The organism is Chitinophaga rhizophila, assembly GCF_019492185.1.
Taxonomy (GTDB): Bacteria; Bacteroidota; Bacteroidia; order Chitinophagales; family Chitinophagaceae; genus Chitinophaga; species Chitinophaga rhizophila.
Genome location: NZ_JAICCF010000001.1, coordinates 1,806,661 through 1,822,979, shown reverse-complemented (window position 1 = coordinate 1,822,979; position 16,319 = coordinate 1,806,661). Strand labels below are relative to the sequence as shown.

Here is a 16,319-nt window from a genome sequence, read left to right as displayed (position 1 = left end):
AAAATAATGAAAAAAGTCTTCGTAAATATAGCCCTCTTCTGCTCATTGGCTGGTTTGTTCAGCTCTTGCGCTAAAAAGATGGAGGAGTCTTTCAACAACCCGGAGAAGATTTCCGAGGGTTCTTTAAGTAAACTTTTGACAGGTATGTTCCTGAACAAAAGGATACATCCTACCTATCATGACTACTTTACATTCATCATGCCGCTGACGGCTAACTACTCTCAATTAGTAGCTGCTCCATCAGGTAACCAGATGTATATCGTAAACCCTGCGTACATAGACGTTCGCTGGACAGACTTTTATGCTGGTTCCCGTGCAGATGATGGTCAGAACCCTGACTATAACTACAATGGTCCTGGTATCCTGAGCAACTATCGCGAAATGCAGACTACCTTAGGTCTGTTGCCAGCTGATCAGCAGGCAAGAAACCAGGTTTTCCTGAAATGTGCAGAAGTAGTGTTATACGATCAGGCATCTCAGATGATCGACCTGTGGGGTGACATTCCATTCTACCAGGCTGGTAACCTGAATACACCTGACCGTGTTACAAAAGATGCTCCTTTTGACGATGCGAAAGGTCTGTATAATGAGTTCATCACTAAGCTGAAAGACATCAACACTTACCTGGACACAGTTAATGTAGAAGTTGACGTAAAGTCTGAACTGACAACTGCTGATATCCTGCTGAGAGGCGACCTGGTTGCTTGGCAGCGTTATGCTAACTCCCTGCGCTTACGTCTGCTGATGCGTATCTCTAACACAGACGCAGCTGCACAGGCAGAAGTTACCACTATGCTGGCTAACGAGGCTACCTATCCGCTGGTTTCTAATAACGCTCAAAACGTGTTGTTCAAAGAAAGCCCAACCGCTATCAGAAGTGACCTGGTTGATCCGTTCACTAACTACTATTTCGGTCCTGAGTATCTGATCAACACCCTGCAGGAAACAAACGAAGATCCTCGTATACACGTAATGTGGGATGAAAATGAGTTCAACGGTTACAATGGTTTCCCTTGGAACGGTACTGCTGGTCAGTGGGAAGCTACTCAGCGTCAATACTCTGCGTTTGATACCGCTACCTTCACTTATAACGATAACATCCCTGGTGTGATCGTTACCGCTTCTGAAGTAAGCCTGCTGAAAGCTGAAGCTTATGAAAGATGGGGTCTGGGTGATGCGGCAACTCAGTACACAAACGGTCTGAGACAGTCAATCGAGTTCTATTACGGTATCAACCAGTCTGCTATTAAGAGACAAGGTCAGAATAACTTCAACCGTGCACCACTGGCTTCTCCTACTGCTGAAGCTATCAACAATTTCTTGGGTAAACCAGCTATCGCATATACTGGTTCAACTACAGAGAAACTGGCGAAAATCTATACACAGAAATGGGCACATTTCTTTGTACTGCAGGCAGGTCAGGCATGGGCAGAGCTGAGAAGAACTGGATACCCGGTATTACAGTTCCCGAACGTAGCTAACTCTATGGCACCAAACCCTCCAAAACGTCTGGTATATCCAACTAGCGAACAGATGTACAACGCAACCGAATACAGCAAAGTTGTGGAGAAAGACAAACGCGATAGGCCAATTTTCTGGGATGCTCAGTAATCTCCAGTAAATATAATATCCTGATAAGGGCCGGCTACCAAGCCGGCCCTTATTATTTTACCCCTACCTTTCCACGTTTTTAGCTACCTTACAGGTCTTAACTTATTCCTAATTCCTGTGAAAACGCTGCACAAAGGTTTTATATCATTTTGCTGCTGCCTGCTCCTAGTAATGCCGGTACTCCACGTGTCCGCCCAGCAGGTTACCTGGTCTCAGCATATCGCGCCTGTTATCCACCGTAATTGTACTCCTTGTCACCGTCCCGGAGACGCGGCTCCTTTCTCGCTTATCACTTATGAAGATGTTGCCAAAAGAGCCAATTTCATCAAGCGTGTAACAGAAAGTCGCTATATGCCTCCCTGGAAACCTGATCCGCACTATGTGTCATTTGCCAACGAAAGAAGGCTTACAGCCGAAGAAATCAGGCTGATCGGTGAATGGGCTGAGTCAGGCATGTCTAAAGGCGATGCTCCTGTTAAGGAAGAACCTCCAGTAACAACAACGGGCACGCTTAATAACCGACAGCCCGACCTGGTTGTGAAGATGAAAACTGCTTATACACTGAAAGGAGATAATGTAGAGCGCTTTATTGTATATAAACTGCCGTTTGAACTGCCTGATTCTATGGCGGTCGAAGCCATTGAGTTTGTGTCCAGCAACCGTAAGGTTATTCATCATGCCAATTACGAAATCAATGACGTACCTCACGCCGATTTTGATAATACTGCTGATTATGTAGATAACACAGAATCTCACCTGGATTATTACCAACAGTATATCAATTATCGTAAAAAGATGAAGTATTTCGGTGGATGGATCCCAGGCAGTAGCTACGAATCCTACCCTGAGGATATTGGGTGGATGATGCCAAAACGTGGCGTCGTATTGCTCACCGTACACTATGCGCCTGTAGGAAAAGATGAAGAAGTTATCAGCGGAGTACAGTTCTATTTCAGAAAGAAACTGATAAAGCGGATCATCAATGCTACCACTTACGGTTCCGGTGGAGTAGGAGAAAAAGACATTGAACCATTCTTCTATATCCCTGCGAATGTTGAAAAGTCTTTCAAGCTGAAAGTAAAACTAACTGAAACACAGTCATTATTATACGTTTGGCCACATATGCACCTGTTAGGTAAGTCTTTCAAAGCATATGCTGTTACACCGGCTAAAGACACTATCAGGCTTGTTTCTGTTCCGCAATGGGATTTTAACTGGCAGGAGATTTACTGGTTTCCGAAGATGGTTAAACTGCCCAAAGGAGCTGTGCTGATGATGGAGGGTGAATATGATAACACCGTGAATAACGCCTCAAATCCTTCTTTTCCGCCCCAGTTAGTATACGGCGCTATGCGAACAAAAGATGAAATGCTGACAATGATTATGATGACATTATCATATGAAGAGGGGGATGAAGGGCGCGACTTAAAACGACCTTAATACCATTAGTTATATACCAACAATAAGAAAGGGACTGTTCATTTATCTGAACAGTCCCTTTCTTGTAAATACAGGTAATGGGCTTGTTATAAGAGATTCTTGATCTCATTCAGCTTTAACAACGCCTCCACCGGCGTAAGCCTGTTGATATCTACCTCACCCAGCATATCCCTGATCTCTTTAAACGTATCACTGTGGGCATCAAAGATGCTAAGCTGTACTTTCTGTGCAGGACCTGCAATATCTTTCACATGCTTATCCAATGGCGCATCAATATGTTTCTGTTCCAGGTGTGAAAGAACTTCATTAGCACGTTGCAGTAATTGAGGTGGCATGCCCGCCATGCGCGCTACATGTATACCAAAACTATGACGGCTACCACCTGGTGCAAGTTTGCGCAGGAAGATCACCTTATTGCCTGACTCTTTATTGGTAATATGGTAGTTCTTAATACGACCATGTTTATTTTCCAATTCATTCAGTTCATGATAGTGTGTGGCAAAAAGTGTTTTAGGCTTATGCGGAGTCATATCATGCAGGTATTCTACAATACTCCATGCAATGGAGATGCCATCATATGTACTCGTACCACGGCCTATCTCGTCAAGTATCACCAGGCTGCGCGGAGTAATATTGTTGATAATACTTGCTGTTTCATTCATCTCTACCATGAAGGTTGACTCGCCTCCGCTGAGATTGTCAGATGCGCCTACACGGGTGAATATCTTGTCGGTCAGCCCTATCTCCGCTGCCGTAGCCGGCACAAAACTACCCATATGCGCCATCAGGGTAATGAGCGCTGTCTGCCTGAGTAAGGCTGACTTACCACTCATGTTAGGCCCCGTCAGAATGATGATCTGCTGTTGTTCTTTGTCCAGCACAATGTCATTTGCTACGTAACTTTCTCCTGGTGGTAAACCCCTTTCAATCACCGGATGCCTGCCTTCGCGGATATCAAGATGATAGCTTTCTGTTACTTTAGGACGATGATATTTATATTGAATGGCATTGTTGGCAAAGCTCAGCAGACAGTCCAGACGTGCAAGTACCTGCGCGTTCTGCTGTATAGCCTGAATATGCGGTTGCAAGGCTAACAGCAATTCATCAAACAGTTGAATTTCCAGGGCAAGGATTTTCTCTTCTGCTCCTACTATCTTTTCCTCATATTCTTTCAGCTCAGGCGTAATATATCTTTCTGCATTTGCCAGTGTTTGCTTACGGATCCAGGTTTCAGGCACTTTGTTTTTGTGCGCATTGGTAACTTCCAGATAGTAACCGAATACATTGTTGAATGCAACCTTCAGACTGGGAATGCCAGTGGCGTCAGATTCTGTTTGCTGTATACGTAGCAGATATTCCTTACCCGAGTGCGCAATCGTGCGTAGCCCGTCCAGCTCCGCGTGTATGCCATCCTGAATTACGCCTCCTTTGCTGACAAGCACCGGAGGTGTTTCCACTATCTGTTCGATAATGCGGCAAAGTATGCCCGGACAAGGATCCAGTCGCTCGCTCAGTTTCTTAAGGTATGGATGGTCGGATGCATCCAGGAGCTTTTTCACGCCTTCTACCTGCTGTAATGCTTTGGCGAGCATCATCACTTCGCGTGGATTGATCTTACGCAGCGGAATCTTGGAAACCAGACGTTCCAGGTCACCCGTTTGTTTCAGGTGTTGCAGTACTTCCCTTGCCAGGTCACCCTGTTTAATAAAGTATTCTGTTACATCCAGCCTTTCATTGATCTGGTTGATATCCCGAAGCGGAAGTACCATCCAGCGCTTCAATAACCTGGCTCCCATTGGCGTAACGGTAGTATCCAGTGTCTTCAGCAGTGTATGTCCATTCTCTACGCTGCTGCTCAGCAGTTCCAGGTTCCTGATGGTAAACCTGTCCATCCACAGGAAGTCATCCTGTTCAATACGCTGGATGTTGGTGATATGCTGCAGGTGAGGATGCTCTGTGTCGCGCAGATAGTGCAGGCATGCGCCTGCTGCTATAATAGCCTCAGGCAGCCCTTCTACGCCGAAACCTTTCAGACTGTGGGTTTCAAACTGTTTAAGCAATGTCTCCTGCGCATAATTGGCAGTGAAGATCCACTCTTCAAGTGTATATGTATAAAACCTGGAGCCAAATTGCTCCTTAAAATGTTTCTGTTGCTGGCGAGCAAATATGACTTCTGCTGGTTTAAAGCTTTGCAGTAGTTTATCTACATATTCAAGATTACCCTGCGCTATAAAAAATTCTCCGGTAGAAATATCCAGAAAGGCGACTCCATTAAGGTCTTTTCCAAAATGAACGGCCGCCAGGAAGTTATTGCTGGAGTTTTCCAGGATCTTGTCGTTTACTGCAACTCCCGGCGTTACCATTTCGGTAACTCCTCGTTTCACAATACCTTTTGCCACTTTCGGGTCTTCCAGCTGGTCACATACGGCCACACGGTAACCGGCTTTTACCAGTTTGTGCAGATAGGTATCCAGGGAATGATGAGGAAATCCTGCCAGGTCCTGCTGAGAGGCAGATCCGTTAGCCCTTTTGGTCAGTACAATACCTAATACTTTGGATGCAATGATCGCATCCTCATTAAAAGTTTCATAAAAATCTCCCACGCGAAACAACAGCACAGCGTCCGGGTAACGGGCCTTGATGGCCTTATGCTGTTGCATGAGCGGGGTTTCTACCGATTTGCTTTTTGCCATTCGGCAAATATATGGGAGAATTGGAAATTAAGAATTAGGGATTGAGAATTGAAAATGCAAATTGGTAGGGCTCTTCACACTTTACATTTTATTGTACTTTTGCAAAATGCGCAAACTTAGCATGGATGAACTAGGCCGTAAGACGGTTGACCAGTTCAGAGCGGCAGATAAAACTCCTTTGGTACTGGTACTTGACAATGTACGCAGTATGCATAATGTCGGTTCCGTATTCCGTACAGCAGATGGATTTCTCTTACAAGGCATCGTTTTATGTGGATATACGCCTGTGCCTCCGCACCGCGATATTCAGAAAACAGCATTAGGTGCTACAGAAACGGTTGAATGGCAATACTTTCCAACTACCGTAGAAGCAGTTAATGCATTACGCGAAGCCGGATATACTATTATGGCGGTTGAACAGGCAGTGAACAGCGTTATGCTGGATCAGTACACGCCGAACGCGGAAAAGCCGCTAGCGCTGGTTTTCGGTAACGAAGTATCCGGTGTGGATGGTGAAGTAATGAAACTTGTGGATGGCTGTATTGAAATACCTCAATCAGGTATGAAACATTCCCTGAATATATCCGTGAGTACTGGTATTGTGGTTTGGGATATCTTTGCAAAATTGAAAAAACAACAGTCATCATGATCGCAACTGTTAATAAATATCTTTCGCTGGTTAAATTCAGCCACACCATCTTCGCAATGCCTTTCGCACTGACAGGCTTTTTCATCGCTACTGTCAAGACGGACGCTGTTTTTAGCTGGCAAACGTTTCTGATGGTGGTGCTGTGCATGGTGTTTGCCCGTAGCGCGGCTATGGCTTTCAACCGGTACCTTGATGCGGATATCGACCGGAAGAATCCGCGTACAGTACAGCGTGAGATTCCGAAAGGGGTGATCACCGAAAAAAACGCCTTCATCTTTGTGGTGGTTAACTGCCTGTTGTTCATGGCCACTACCTGGTTTATCAATCTGCTGTGTTTCCTTTTATCTCCTGTAGCGCTTATGGTGGTACTGGGATATAGCTATACCAAGCGGTTTACGGCTTTTTGTCACCTGGTACTCGGATTGGGGCTTTCCCTGGCACCGGTAGGAGCGTACCTGGCTGTGACCGGGGAATTTGCAGTATTACCGGTGTTATTGTCTGTACTGGTACTATGTTGGGTGGCAGGATTTGACATTATCTATTCCCTCCAGGACGAAGATTTTGACCGTTCTCTTGCTTTAAATTCTATTCCTACCTGGTTAGGCAAATCTGGCGCGCTGCACTTCTCGGAAGGTCTTCACGTCGTAGCCGGGTTGCTGGCTGTTATTATAGGTATCTATGGCCAGTTCCATTGGGTATATGCTATCGGTGCGCTTGTATTTATAATAATGCTGGTTACGCAACATATGCTGGTAAAACCCAATGACCTCAGTCGTGTCAATATTGCCTTCATGACCACTAATGGTATCGCCAGTGTGGTGTTTGCCGTATTCGCCATCGCCGACATGTTCATATTCGGATAATATATATTATATGGCGCGCGTATTAGCGATTGACTATGGAAAAAAGAGAACAGGGCTGGCAGTAACCGATCCGTTGCAACTAATTGCTACCGGACTGACTACTGTCGCTACTCATGACCTGATCCCTTATCTGAAGAAATACCTGGCACTGGAAGCAGTGGAGCTGTTTCTGATTGGAGACCCGAAGAACCTGGATGGCGGTGCAACTCATGCTACCGCCCTGGTCACTGAGTGTGTACGTATCCTCGAAAAGAACTTTCCGCAGATACCTGTACGAAAAGTGGACGAACGCTTCACCTCCAAGATAGCCTTTCAGGCAATGATTGATAGCGGACTCAAAAAGAAAGACCGGCAGAATAAAAGCCTGGTTGACGAGATCAGCGCCACTATCATACTGCAGGAATATTTGCAGAATAAGTAATTGCCAATTCATTCTTACCTTTGCATTTCTGAAAAAAAATATACAATGATTCTACCTATAGTTGCTTACGGTCATCCGGTATTACGTAAAATGTGTGAAGATATAACTCCTGATTACCCGCAGTTAGAGCAACTGATCGCAAATATGTGGGAAACCATGTATGCTTCCAATGGTGTTGGACTGGCTGCTCCGCAGATTAACAGACCTATCCGTCTTTTTGTGGTTGATAGTGAGCAGATCATTAACAGCCTGGAAGAAGATGAGAAAAAAGACTACCCGGGCGATAATGGTATCAAACAGGCATTCATTAATGCATATATCGTAAGCACAGGCGGAGATGAATGGGCATACAACGAAGGTTGCCTTAGTATCCCTAAAGTGCGCGAAGACGTATACCGTCCCGAAACCGTAACGCTACGTTATGTAGATGAAAAATTCCAGCCACAGGAAAAAACCTTCACCGGCATTACCGCCCGCGTAATATTCCATGAATACGACCATATCGATGGTAAACTGTTCATTGATCACCTGAAACCATTAAAGCGCAGGATGATCAAAGGTAAGCTGGACGACATCTCCAAAGGCAAGATAAACGTTGATTACAAAATGATATTTCACAAATAAAATAAGTTAAAATTTTGTAATGTAAGAAAAGCCTGTTATTTTAGTGCCTGCAAACTAATACAATACATTGGGAGCGGCAGTCACATATACAGAATCCGAATTGGTACTTGGCCTCAAGGCGAGGAACGAAAAACATTTCGGGTACTTATATGATCATTATTCACCGGCATTATACGGTATTGCACTTAAAGTTCTTAACGATGAGTCAATGGCCGGTGATGTGCTGCAGGAAATCTTTCTCAAGATCTGGCGTGGTATTGAACGTTATGATACCGACAAAGGCCGTCTGTTTACTTGGATGGTGAATATCGCCCGTAATACTGCTATTGATACACTCCGCTCAAAGTCCCATAAAATGGGACAAAAGGTTGCAGAATTAGGCAGCAATACCCTTGCTTCTGAACAACTGGCTATTCACCCTTCTGTAGATCATCTCGGACTCGTGAAAGTGCTGGAACTACTCAGCAGGGAACAACGTGTTATTATAGACCTGGCTTATTATAAAGGATGTACGCAGGATGAAATAGCGAAGATATTGGACATCCCTCTGGGAACTGTGAAGACCAGGATGCGTAACGCGATCATACAATTGCGGAATATTTTAAAACAGATCTAAGCAAGTGGATGTTCAACGTTACATATCGTCCGGTGTTATTGAAAATCACGTTACAGGGTTGCTCTCTGAACCTGAAGCCCGTGAGGTAGAAGGAGCCATTCAGGAGTATCCGGAAGTAAAAGCCGCAGCAGACGCCATCCGGCAGGATATGGAGCGCTACATAGAATTGTGGGCCCAGAAACCGCCGGCAGGTATCAAACGGCAGCTCATGGAGCGCCTGCGTAAAGACGATGTACAAGACACACCCGCTGCATCTCCAATCACAACTACTACCGAAAAAACATACGACGACCCCTTCTCCGAAGAAAAAGGCGAAGGTGTTGCTCCTATTCGTATATGGCAATACAGTGCCGTTGCAGCTATCATATTGCTGCTGGCCAGTGTGACCATGAATGTAGTCTCTTATGGCAATTCCGATCAGTTTAAAGATCAGTATGCCGAAATGCAGGCTGAACAGGAAGCTATTAATGCCGAAAAACAAGCGCTTAAGGATGAACTAGCCTCGGTTCGCAAAGAGGCTGACATTCTGAAAAATCCCGCTTTTAAATGGACCCGCATGCCGGGTATGGGAAAACATACCGGCATCGTAGCTACCGTAGGGTGGAATCCGCAAACCAAAGAAACCTTCATCCTGGCACAGGAACTACCCGAGCCGCCTGCTGATAAGCAATACCAGTTATGGGCTATCGTTAACGGTAAACCCATTGATGCCGGTGTATTTGAACTGGGTAACAATGCCCGCGTCATACAAAAGGTGAAAGCTGTTGAAAATGCCCAGGTATTCGCAGTAACCCTCGAAAAGAAAGGCGGCAGCACCTCAGCAAGCCTTGACCAGATGTATGTAGCTGGTAAAGTTGCCGGTTGACCATCTCACTAATTTTACTCCATTCCTCCAACTATAACGCTCATTATCAATTATTCCGTAATAATTGCTATCTTTCCTTTATTATTGCATTCCCATTAACCATCGTTATTAGGATTTATTTGGATTGTAACTTCATGTTGTACCGGTACCAGTTAGTAGACTGTAGCACCTGCAGCTGAATGTAGTGAACACTGTGAAAAGTATTTTTAACAAAATTATTAACTGTTTTGGAATCCGCGTTCACATATACGGAATCTGAGCTGGTACAGGGGCTGAAAGCCAAAGACCAGAAGGTATTCGGCTACCTGTATGACCGATATTCGCCTGCCTTGTACGGGGTAGCACTTAAAGTGCTCAACGACGAGAGTAATGCGAATGATGTGCTGCAGGAAGTGTTCTTAAAAATCTGGCGTAATATAGACCGGTACGATGAAAGTAAAGGACGTTTGTTTACCTGGATGCTCAATATTACCCGTAACTCTGCTATTGACACACTCCGTTCAAAGGCACATAAAATGGATCAGAAAATCCAAGACATTGGAGATGACGTACATTTATATACAGGTAATTTAACTGTACACCCATCCGTTGACCATCTTGGACTTTCAAAGGTTCTTGAAAAATTAACTAAGGAACAACGAATCATCATTGATTTAGCGTACTATAAAGGTTGCACCCAGGAAGAAATTTCCAAGGTGCTGGAGATCCCTTTGGGTACAGTTAAGACTAGGATGAGGAATGCAATTATTCAATTGAGAAACTTGTTAAAATTAGTATAAGAGTGGACGCATCACGTTTCATATCGTCCGGATTGATCGAAGCTTATGTTAGTGGATTAGCAACCTCCAACGAAATAGAGGAGCTGGAACGCGCCATGGCACAATATCCGGAAGTAAGGGCTGCAGTAAATGACTGCCAGCTGGATATGGAACAATACATTATCCTGCAGGCAAAACCTGCACCCGCATTCATCAGACAAAACCTTCTTCAAACAATAGCTGATGAAGAAACAGCGCGGGAAAACGGAACCTATGTCGAAACATCTGAATTTCCGGAAGAAACAAAACAAACCGTTTATGTCAACAGCGCATGGCGCTGGGCTGCTGCCGCTGCGATCCTTCTGCTCCTGGGTAGCGTTGCCATGAATTACATCTTCTTCGGTCAGATAAATGACTACAAAGGACGTTACGAAGCATTACTCTCCGCACAAAATACATTAGCTTCCGAGTCTAATCTTTACCGCGCCCGCATGGAACAGATGGAACATACCATCAACATCTTCAAAGATCCCTCCATGAAAGCTGTCAGGATGCCCGGTACCAAACCCTTCCCAACTGCACTGGCAACTGTATACTGGAACCAGCAGTCAAAGGAAGTGTTCCTCATGGCCAACAACCTGCCAGCGCCCGCTGCCAATAAACAATACCAGCTCTGGGCTATTGTAGATGGTAAACCTGTTGATATGGGTGTACTCGAAACTACCAACACTACCGAACTGCTGCACAAAATGAAATCGATCGAAAATGCTGAAATGTTCGCTATCACTCTCGAAAAGAAAGGTGGTAGCCCGGCCCCGACGCTTGATCAGATGTATGTCGCAGGAAAAGCCAGCTAGTACAAGAAAATACATAATTTCGCAACATGCGAAAACTCTGGATCTACACTGTCTCACTACTATGCTTTCAACAATCCTTTGCACAGGATACCGCCATTTATAAAGGAATGACCGTCAACCTCGATGAAGTGATCGTTGAAGCCAAACGTATAGGCTTTGACGTCAACAGCTTTATCAAAAGAGTAGAAGACGATACAACCTTCTATCGTGCTTTTAAAAACCTACACCTTCTCGGTTATACCGCTGACAATGACATCCGCATCTACAATAAAAGCAATGCAGTACAGGCGTCACTGAAAAGTGAAACCCAACAGTCCATGCAAGGCAGATGCCGTAGTATGAAAGTACTCGACCAGCAGGTCACCGGCGACTTCTTTGATAAAAAAGGAGATTACAATTACTACACCGCCGAGCTGTATGGTAATCTCTTCTTTACCAAAGGTACTGTCTGCGCAGACGCGACCGGCGAAGAACCTGAAAGTGCAAAAGGTAGTATGGCCCGGCATAAAGCCCAGCTGAAAAAACTCATCTTCAATCCAGGTAAGCCTGTACGCGGTGTGCCCATCGTTGGAGGTAAAGTCGCTATCTTCGATCCGGAAGTAATGCGCCTGTATAACTTCGCTATCTCCTCCCAGGACTATCTTGGTGTAACCTGTTATGTCTTCAGCGCCAAAGCCAGGCCCGATCTGAATAGTATAGACAGGGGAGATGTAGTGGTTAACGAACTGATTACTTACTTCAATAAAGATAACTTTGAAATTGTTGGTCGTAAATACTCGCTGTCTTACAAAACCATGATGTTTGATTTCGACGTGAAAATGGATGTTCAGATGACCAAACAACAAGGCCTCCTCATTCCCGCGCTCGTTACTTATGATGGTACCTGGGACGTACCCTTCAAGAAAAGAGAGACGGCGAAATTCATTGCAAAATTTCATTCGTTTACGGCAAACTGATAACTGTCAATAACTGTTCTTATCGTTCATCTGGTCAACTATCTATAAACAAGAAGGGATGCTTTGTATAAAAGCATCCCTTCTTGTTAGTATATAACGGTTACTGCACCTGTCTTCTTTACTTTCTCTCCTGTCGATATCACCTTATAGTCTACCACCCACACATATGTGCCGACTGGCACTCTTCCTTTATCCCACGTGCCCTTCCAGCCAACTTCCGGATCTGTGGTATAGTAAATTCGCTGTCCCCACCGGTTATAGATGACCAGCTCAAAGTCACTGATCGGACATCGGACCTTCGGCCGGAAATAGTCATTCACCCCATCTGCATTAGGTGTAAATGCTGAAGGCAGATATACCTGGCAACCACATTCCTGAAACGCAATATCTATTTCATCTATTGATTGACCACAACTATTATTGGCCACGATCGCGTAATGCCCTGCCTGCGTAACCGGGAATATCGGTAAAGACGAACTGTCCTGCCATTTATAATTAGCGCCGGCTCCGTCAGGATGCAGGTTATACACCGTACCCATACACAACAAGGTATCTGCACCTAAATTAGTACGTAAAGTATCTTCAAAGATGACATGAATGGTATCCTGATCTATACATCGTCCCACCTTCGCTTCTACCCAATAATAACCGGTTTCCCTTACATAAAAGGTGGCCTGCTTCGAGGTATCCTGCCAGCGATATGCGGCAGTGCCAAAATCAGCTTTTAATACCAGCGTTTCGCCTTTACAAACAACGGTGTCATTGCCGAGTTCCAGCGCTTTTTCCGGGTTATAACGTATCAGGATTGTATCCAGTACCTCACAGGTATTATTGATTTCTACAAATACCCACAGGTCCCATCTGCTTCTGATAGTAGTAGTCCGCGTTGTTGCACGGTTGCCCCAGCGGTAGCCGGTTGCGCCATCGGTGTAAGCATCCAGCGTGACAGTTTCCCCCGGACAAAGAATAGTGTCCTTACCCAGAGAGAACGGATGTTCTGCGCCGGCAAATGCGATGTATATGGTATCCCGGTATACTCCGCAGCCCTTCGCATCTGCTGTAACAATATACTGAGTGGATGGCATCGCGGTGTCGCTGTGTACAATGATATTTGGCGTAATTTCTCCGGTACTCCAGAGATACGTACAGTTTTGTGCGGTGGCATCCAGCTCGATTGTCTCGCCGATACATAATACCAGGCTGCTATCGCCCAGGTCCAGTTCAGGAACAGGTGTATAAAAGATATTTACAGAATCCGGTACCAGACACCCGTTAATTTTCACCTTGTAGGTTGTCATCGAGTCTACCAGGATGCTGCGCTCGGTAGAACCGTCCTGCCACTCATAAGTAGCGCCAGGTACATCGGGTGCAGTAAGAGTAATTGTGGTGCTGTCACAGAGGGTCTGATCCGTAGGGCCAAAGTCATGTATGACGGGCTCCACGATGGTAAATGTTGTGGTAGATGTCTGCGGAACGCCTGCTCTGTAGGCGATCAGCTGCACAGTATAGTCACCAATGGTATTGTAAAGGTGGGCGCCTTTTATTCTTCGTGAAGTATCAGCCGCTCCGGAAGCCGGGTCACCAAAATACCAACGTACTGAGTCGATACCTGCAAGATCAGCTTGTGCAATATCAAATCTAACACTATCATTCCGGCAGGTCGTCGAGTACGTAAATTGTGTCTGTGCGCGGGCACTAAATGCACCCAGCATGGTTGTCAAAACCGCGATAAATAGGTATAGGTTTCTCATGAAGGGACATGGGTAAGCCGCTAAATTAAAACAAAAAATGATATGTTTTAATTTTTTAATGGATTTACTCCTCCAGTGGTCTGGCACTTACATAGCGCTTCCATTTCTCTAGCACAGACTTAAAATCCTCCGGTAACGGACTCTCAAAATGTATAGGTTTGCGGGTACGCGGATGGATAAATCCAAGTGTTTGCGCATGCAGGGCATGACGCGGCATGATTTCAAAACAGTTTTCCACAAACTGCTTGTATTTGGCGAAAACAGTACCTTTCAGGATACGGTTACCACCATAGGTATCATCATTAAACAGGGAGTGACCAATGTGCTGCATATGCACCCTGATCTGGTGCGTACGGCCTGTCTCAAGACGGCATTCAACCAGTGTCACATAGTTAAAACGTTCCAGTACCTTATAGTGTGTGATCGCCTCTTTACCATATTCCCCATCCGGATATGCATCCATGATCTTACGGAATCGCTGGTGACGGCCTACATGGGCTTCAATTGTTCCTTCATCTTCCTCAAAATCACCCCATACCAGGGCAAGGTATCTGCGTTGTACGGTGTGGTCAAAAAACTGCTTGGCCAGGTCGTTCATCGCCTTGTCAGACTTGGCGATTACCAATAAACCACTGGTATTCTTGTCAATACGGTGTACCAGCCCGAATCTTGGTATTGCCGGTTCCGGTACAGGGGTCGTACTACGGTCTCCCAGGTACCAGGCCAGGCCGTTCACTAGGGTACCAGTATAGTTACCGCAGCCGGGGTGTACCACCATGCCGGGCAACTTATTGATAATCATCAGATCTTCGTCTTCATAAACGATGTCCAGCGGCATTTCTTCCGGCAGTACTTCCGTATTCTCCGGATTTTTGTTAGAGAACACCACAATGCGGTCGTGTGCTTTTACCTTATAGTTGGATTTTACCGGTTTGTCGTTAACGATGACCATTCCATTATCGCAGGCCTGCTGGATCTTATTACGGGTAGCACCTTCCACCCGGTTCATCAGGAACTTGTCCACCCGAAGTGGCTCCTGTCCTTTGTCCGCTATAATATTTACCCGCTCGTACAGCTCCTCGCTGCCTTCTCCATTTTCCAATTCATCGTCAAGTTCAATCAGTTCTTCCGCCATGAGGATTTTAAATTTTTGCAAAGGTACAAATAACCGCGCGCAAGTAAGCAGGTCTATACGATGTACCTGCCAGATTCGTCTTCCTGAAAACATATCTTCGACCGGTTGCCGTCTCCGGGGCAGTAATCTCCGCAACCGGTAAATGCGTACTTTTGCACCTGTAATATGAACAAGAAGATCCATACCAAAGACCTGGGAATCATTGATTATCAGAAGGCCTGGGACTATCAGGAGCAACTTTTACAGGAGAATGTCCGCATCAAGCAGGCATTGGCAAAGGGGGAGGAGCCGGCAGGTCTGGCAAAGGAAACCACTAACTATCTGTTGTTTTGTGGTCATCCGCACATTTATACCCTTGGTAAGAGCGGGCATATAGAGCATCTGCTGCTGAATAGCCAGCAGATGGAGGATAAGGGCATTACTTTCTCAAATACCAACCGTGGGGGCGACATCACCTACCACGGCCCCGGCCAGGTAGTAGGTTATCCTATCCTGGACCTCGAAAATTTCTTTACAGATATTGGTAAATACCTGCGTAACCTGGAGGAAGTGATTATACTGACACTGGCAGACTATGGCATTAAAGGCGATCGTTCCGCCGGAGAAACCGGTGTCTGGTTAGATCCGCACGATCCCGCCCGGGCGCGTAAAATCTGTGCAATGGGCGTACGCTGTAGCCGGTGGATCACCATGCATGGCTTCGCACTGAATGTGAATACGAACCTGGATTACTTTGGTAACATTGTGCCCTGTGGGATCGTGGATAAGAAAGTAGCCGCTATGCATGAGGAACTGGGTAGGGAAGTGTCAGAAACCGAAGTTAAGGAACGTCTTGCCCGGCATTTCTCGGAAGTGTTTGAAGCAGAGTTAATTATGAATGTGCCATAAATTAGCGCAGGATAAACAACTATCAGAGGACGAACAAGGAGCAAGGAGCGGGTAAACCCAGGTAGTACAAGCGACGGCCAAGCGACGGCCAAGGGGTAAAGAAGGGGTGAACCCAGGTAGTACTAGCGACGAACAAGCGACGAACAAGCGACGAAGAGAAGGTGGACTTGATCAAAACATCATAAGTACAAA

Annotated in this window: 15 protein-coding genes; 12 read left to right on the top strand and 3 right to left on the bottom strand. The window is 45.6% G+C overall.

Going from position 1 to position 16,319, the window contains the following annotated elements; all coding sequences use genetic code 11:
* Positions 1-6: 6 nt before the first annotated feature.
* Entirely contained in the window at positions 7-1,611 is a 1,605-nt protein-coding gene (locus K1Y79_RS06820) for a SusD/RagB family nutrient-binding outer membrane lipoprotein (protein ID WP_220249245.1), read from the top strand.
* 117 nt (positions 1,612-1,728) lie between these two features.
* Positions 1,729-3,051: a cytochrome c gene (locus K1Y79_RS06815; protein ID WP_317197474.1), complete on the top strand. Its 1,323-nt coding sequence runs from the start codon at positions 1,729-1,731 to the stop codon at positions 3,049-3,051.
* Positions 3,052-3,137: 86 nt separating this feature from the next.
* Here K1Y79_RS06815 and mutS read toward each other — a convergent pair whose 3' ends face one another.
* Positions 3,138-5,744: a DNA mismatch repair protein MutS gene (mutS, locus tag K1Y79_RS06810; RefSeq protein WP_220249244.1), complete on the bottom strand. Its 2,607-nt coding sequence runs from the start codon at positions 5,742-5,744 to the stop codon at positions 3,138-3,140.
* 106 nt (positions 5,745-5,850) lie between these two features.
* Between mutS and K1Y79_RS06805 the strand changes: the two genes are divergently transcribed.
* The 9 genes from K1Y79_RS06805 (at position 5,851) to K1Y79_RS06765 (ending at position 12,353) form a co-directional block, all read left to right on the top strand.
* Positions 5,851-6,393: an RNA methyltransferase gene (locus K1Y79_RS06805; protein WP_317197473.1), complete on the top strand. Its 543-nt coding sequence runs from the start codon at positions 5,851-5,853 to the stop codon at positions 6,391-6,393.
* Positions 6,390-7,256 (top strand): UbiA-like polyprenyltransferase, encoded by an 867-nt coding sequence (locus tag K1Y79_RS06800; protein ID WP_220249243.1) that lies wholly within the window; start codon positions 6,390-6,392, stop codon positions 7,254-7,256. Before K1Y79_RS06805 ends, K1Y79_RS06800 begins: the two co-directional genes overlap by 4 nt.
* A gap of 10 nt (positions 7,257-7,266) precedes the next feature.
* Entirely contained in the window at positions 7,267-7,677 is a 411-nt protein-coding gene (gene ruvX / locus K1Y79_RS06795) for a Holliday junction resolvase RuvX (protein ID WP_220249242.1), read from the top strand.
* A 45-nt stretch (positions 7,678-7,722) separates the two neighbouring features.
* Complete coding sequence (gene def / locus K1Y79_RS06790; RefSeq protein ID WP_220249241.1) at positions 7,723-8,301, top strand: peptide deformylase; 579 nt, start codon at positions 7,723-7,725, stop codon at positions 8,299-8,301.
* A gap of 67 nt (positions 8,302-8,368) precedes the next feature.
* On the top strand, positions 8,369-8,917 hold the full coding sequence (locus K1Y79_RS06785; protein WP_220249240.1) for an RNA polymerase sigma factor: 549 nt from the start codon (positions 8,369-8,371) through the stop codon (positions 8,915-8,917).
* Between the two features lie 4 nt (positions 8,918-8,921).
* Positions 8,922-9,782 (top strand): anti-sigma factor, encoded by an 861-nt coding sequence (locus tag K1Y79_RS06780; protein ID WP_220249239.1) that lies wholly within the window; start codon positions 8,922-8,924, stop codon positions 9,780-9,782.
* Between the two features lie 227 nt (positions 9,783-10,009).
* On the top strand, positions 10,010-10,561 hold the full coding sequence (locus K1Y79_RS06775; protein WP_012789579.1) for an RNA polymerase sigma factor: 552 nt from the start codon (positions 10,010-10,012) through the stop codon (positions 10,559-10,561).
* A 2-nt stretch (positions 10,562-10,563) separates the two neighbouring features.
* Positions 10,564-11,397 (top strand): anti-sigma factor, encoded by an 834-nt coding sequence (locus tag K1Y79_RS06770; protein WP_220249238.1) that lies wholly within the window; start codon positions 10,564-10,566, stop codon positions 11,395-11,397.
* 26 nt (positions 11,398-11,423) lie between these two features.
* Positions 11,424-12,353: a hypothetical protein gene (locus tag K1Y79_RS06765; RefSeq protein WP_220249237.1), complete on the top strand. Its 930-nt coding sequence runs from the start codon at positions 11,424-11,426 to the stop codon at positions 12,351-12,353.
* Between the two features lie 86 nt (positions 12,354-12,439).
* Here K1Y79_RS06765 and K1Y79_RS06760 read toward each other — a convergent pair whose 3' ends face one another.
* Positions 12,440-14,104, bottom strand: coding sequence for a gliding motility-associated C-terminal domain-containing protein (locus K1Y79_RS06760; protein ID WP_220249236.1), 1,665 nt, complete (start codon positions 14,102-14,104; stop codon positions 12,440-12,442).
* 64 nt (positions 14,105-14,168) lie between these two features.
* The gene (locus K1Y79_RS06755) at positions 14,169-15,239 is read right to left on the bottom strand and encodes an RluA family pseudouridine synthase (RefSeq protein ID WP_220249235.1); all 1,071 of its coding nucleotides are present in this window, start codon (positions 15,237-15,239) and stop codon (positions 14,169-14,171) included.
* A 165-nt stretch (positions 15,240-15,404) separates the two neighbouring features.
* Here K1Y79_RS06755 and lipB point away from each other — a divergent pair, with 165 nt between their 5' ends.
* Positions 15,405-16,127, top strand: a complete 723-nt coding sequence (gene lipB / locus K1Y79_RS06750; protein ID WP_220249234.1) for a lipoyl(octanoyl) transferase LipB — start codon at positions 15,405-15,407, stop codon at positions 16,125-16,127.
* Positions 16,128-16,319 lie beyond the last annotated feature (192 nt).

Bases quoted from the DNA above. Each gene is read 5' to 3' on its own strand.
- K1Y79_RS06820 (WP_220249245.1), top strand. From the start codon at position 7: ATGAAAAAAGTCTTCGTAAATATAGCCCTCTTCTGCTCATTGGCTGGT.
- mutS (WP_220249244.1), bottom strand. From the start codon at position 5,744: ATGGCAAAAAGCAAATCGGTAGAAACCCCGCTCATGCAACAGCATAAG.
- K1Y79_RS06805 (WP_317197473.1), top strand. From the start codon at position 5,851: ATGCGCAAACTTAGCATGGATGAACTAGGCCGTAAGACGGTTGACCAG.
- K1Y79_RS06800 (WP_220249243.1), top strand. From the start codon at position 6,390: ATGATCGCAACTGTTAATAAATATCTTTCGCTGGTTAAATTCAGCCAC.
- ruvX (WP_220249242.1), top strand. From the start codon at position 7,267: ATGGCGCGCGTATTAGCGATTGACTATGGAAAAAAGAGAACAGGGCTG.
- def (WP_220249241.1), top strand. From the start codon at position 7,723: ATGATTCTACCTATAGTTGCTTACGGTCATCCGGTATTACGTAAAATG.
- K1Y79_RS06765 (WP_220249237.1), top strand. From the start codon at position 11,424: ATGCGAAAACTCTGGATCTACACTGTCTCACTACTATGCTTTCAACAA.
- K1Y79_RS06760 (WP_220249236.1), bottom strand. From the start codon at position 14,104: ATGAGAAACCTATACCTATTTATCGCGGTTTTGACAACCATGCTGGGT.
- K1Y79_RS06755 (WP_220249235.1), bottom strand. From the start codon at position 15,239: ATGGCGGAAGAACTGATTGAACTTGACGATGAATTGGAAAATGGAGAA.
- lipB (WP_220249234.1), top strand. From the start codon at position 15,405: ATGAACAAGAAGATCCATACCAAAGACCTGGGAATCATTGATTATCAG.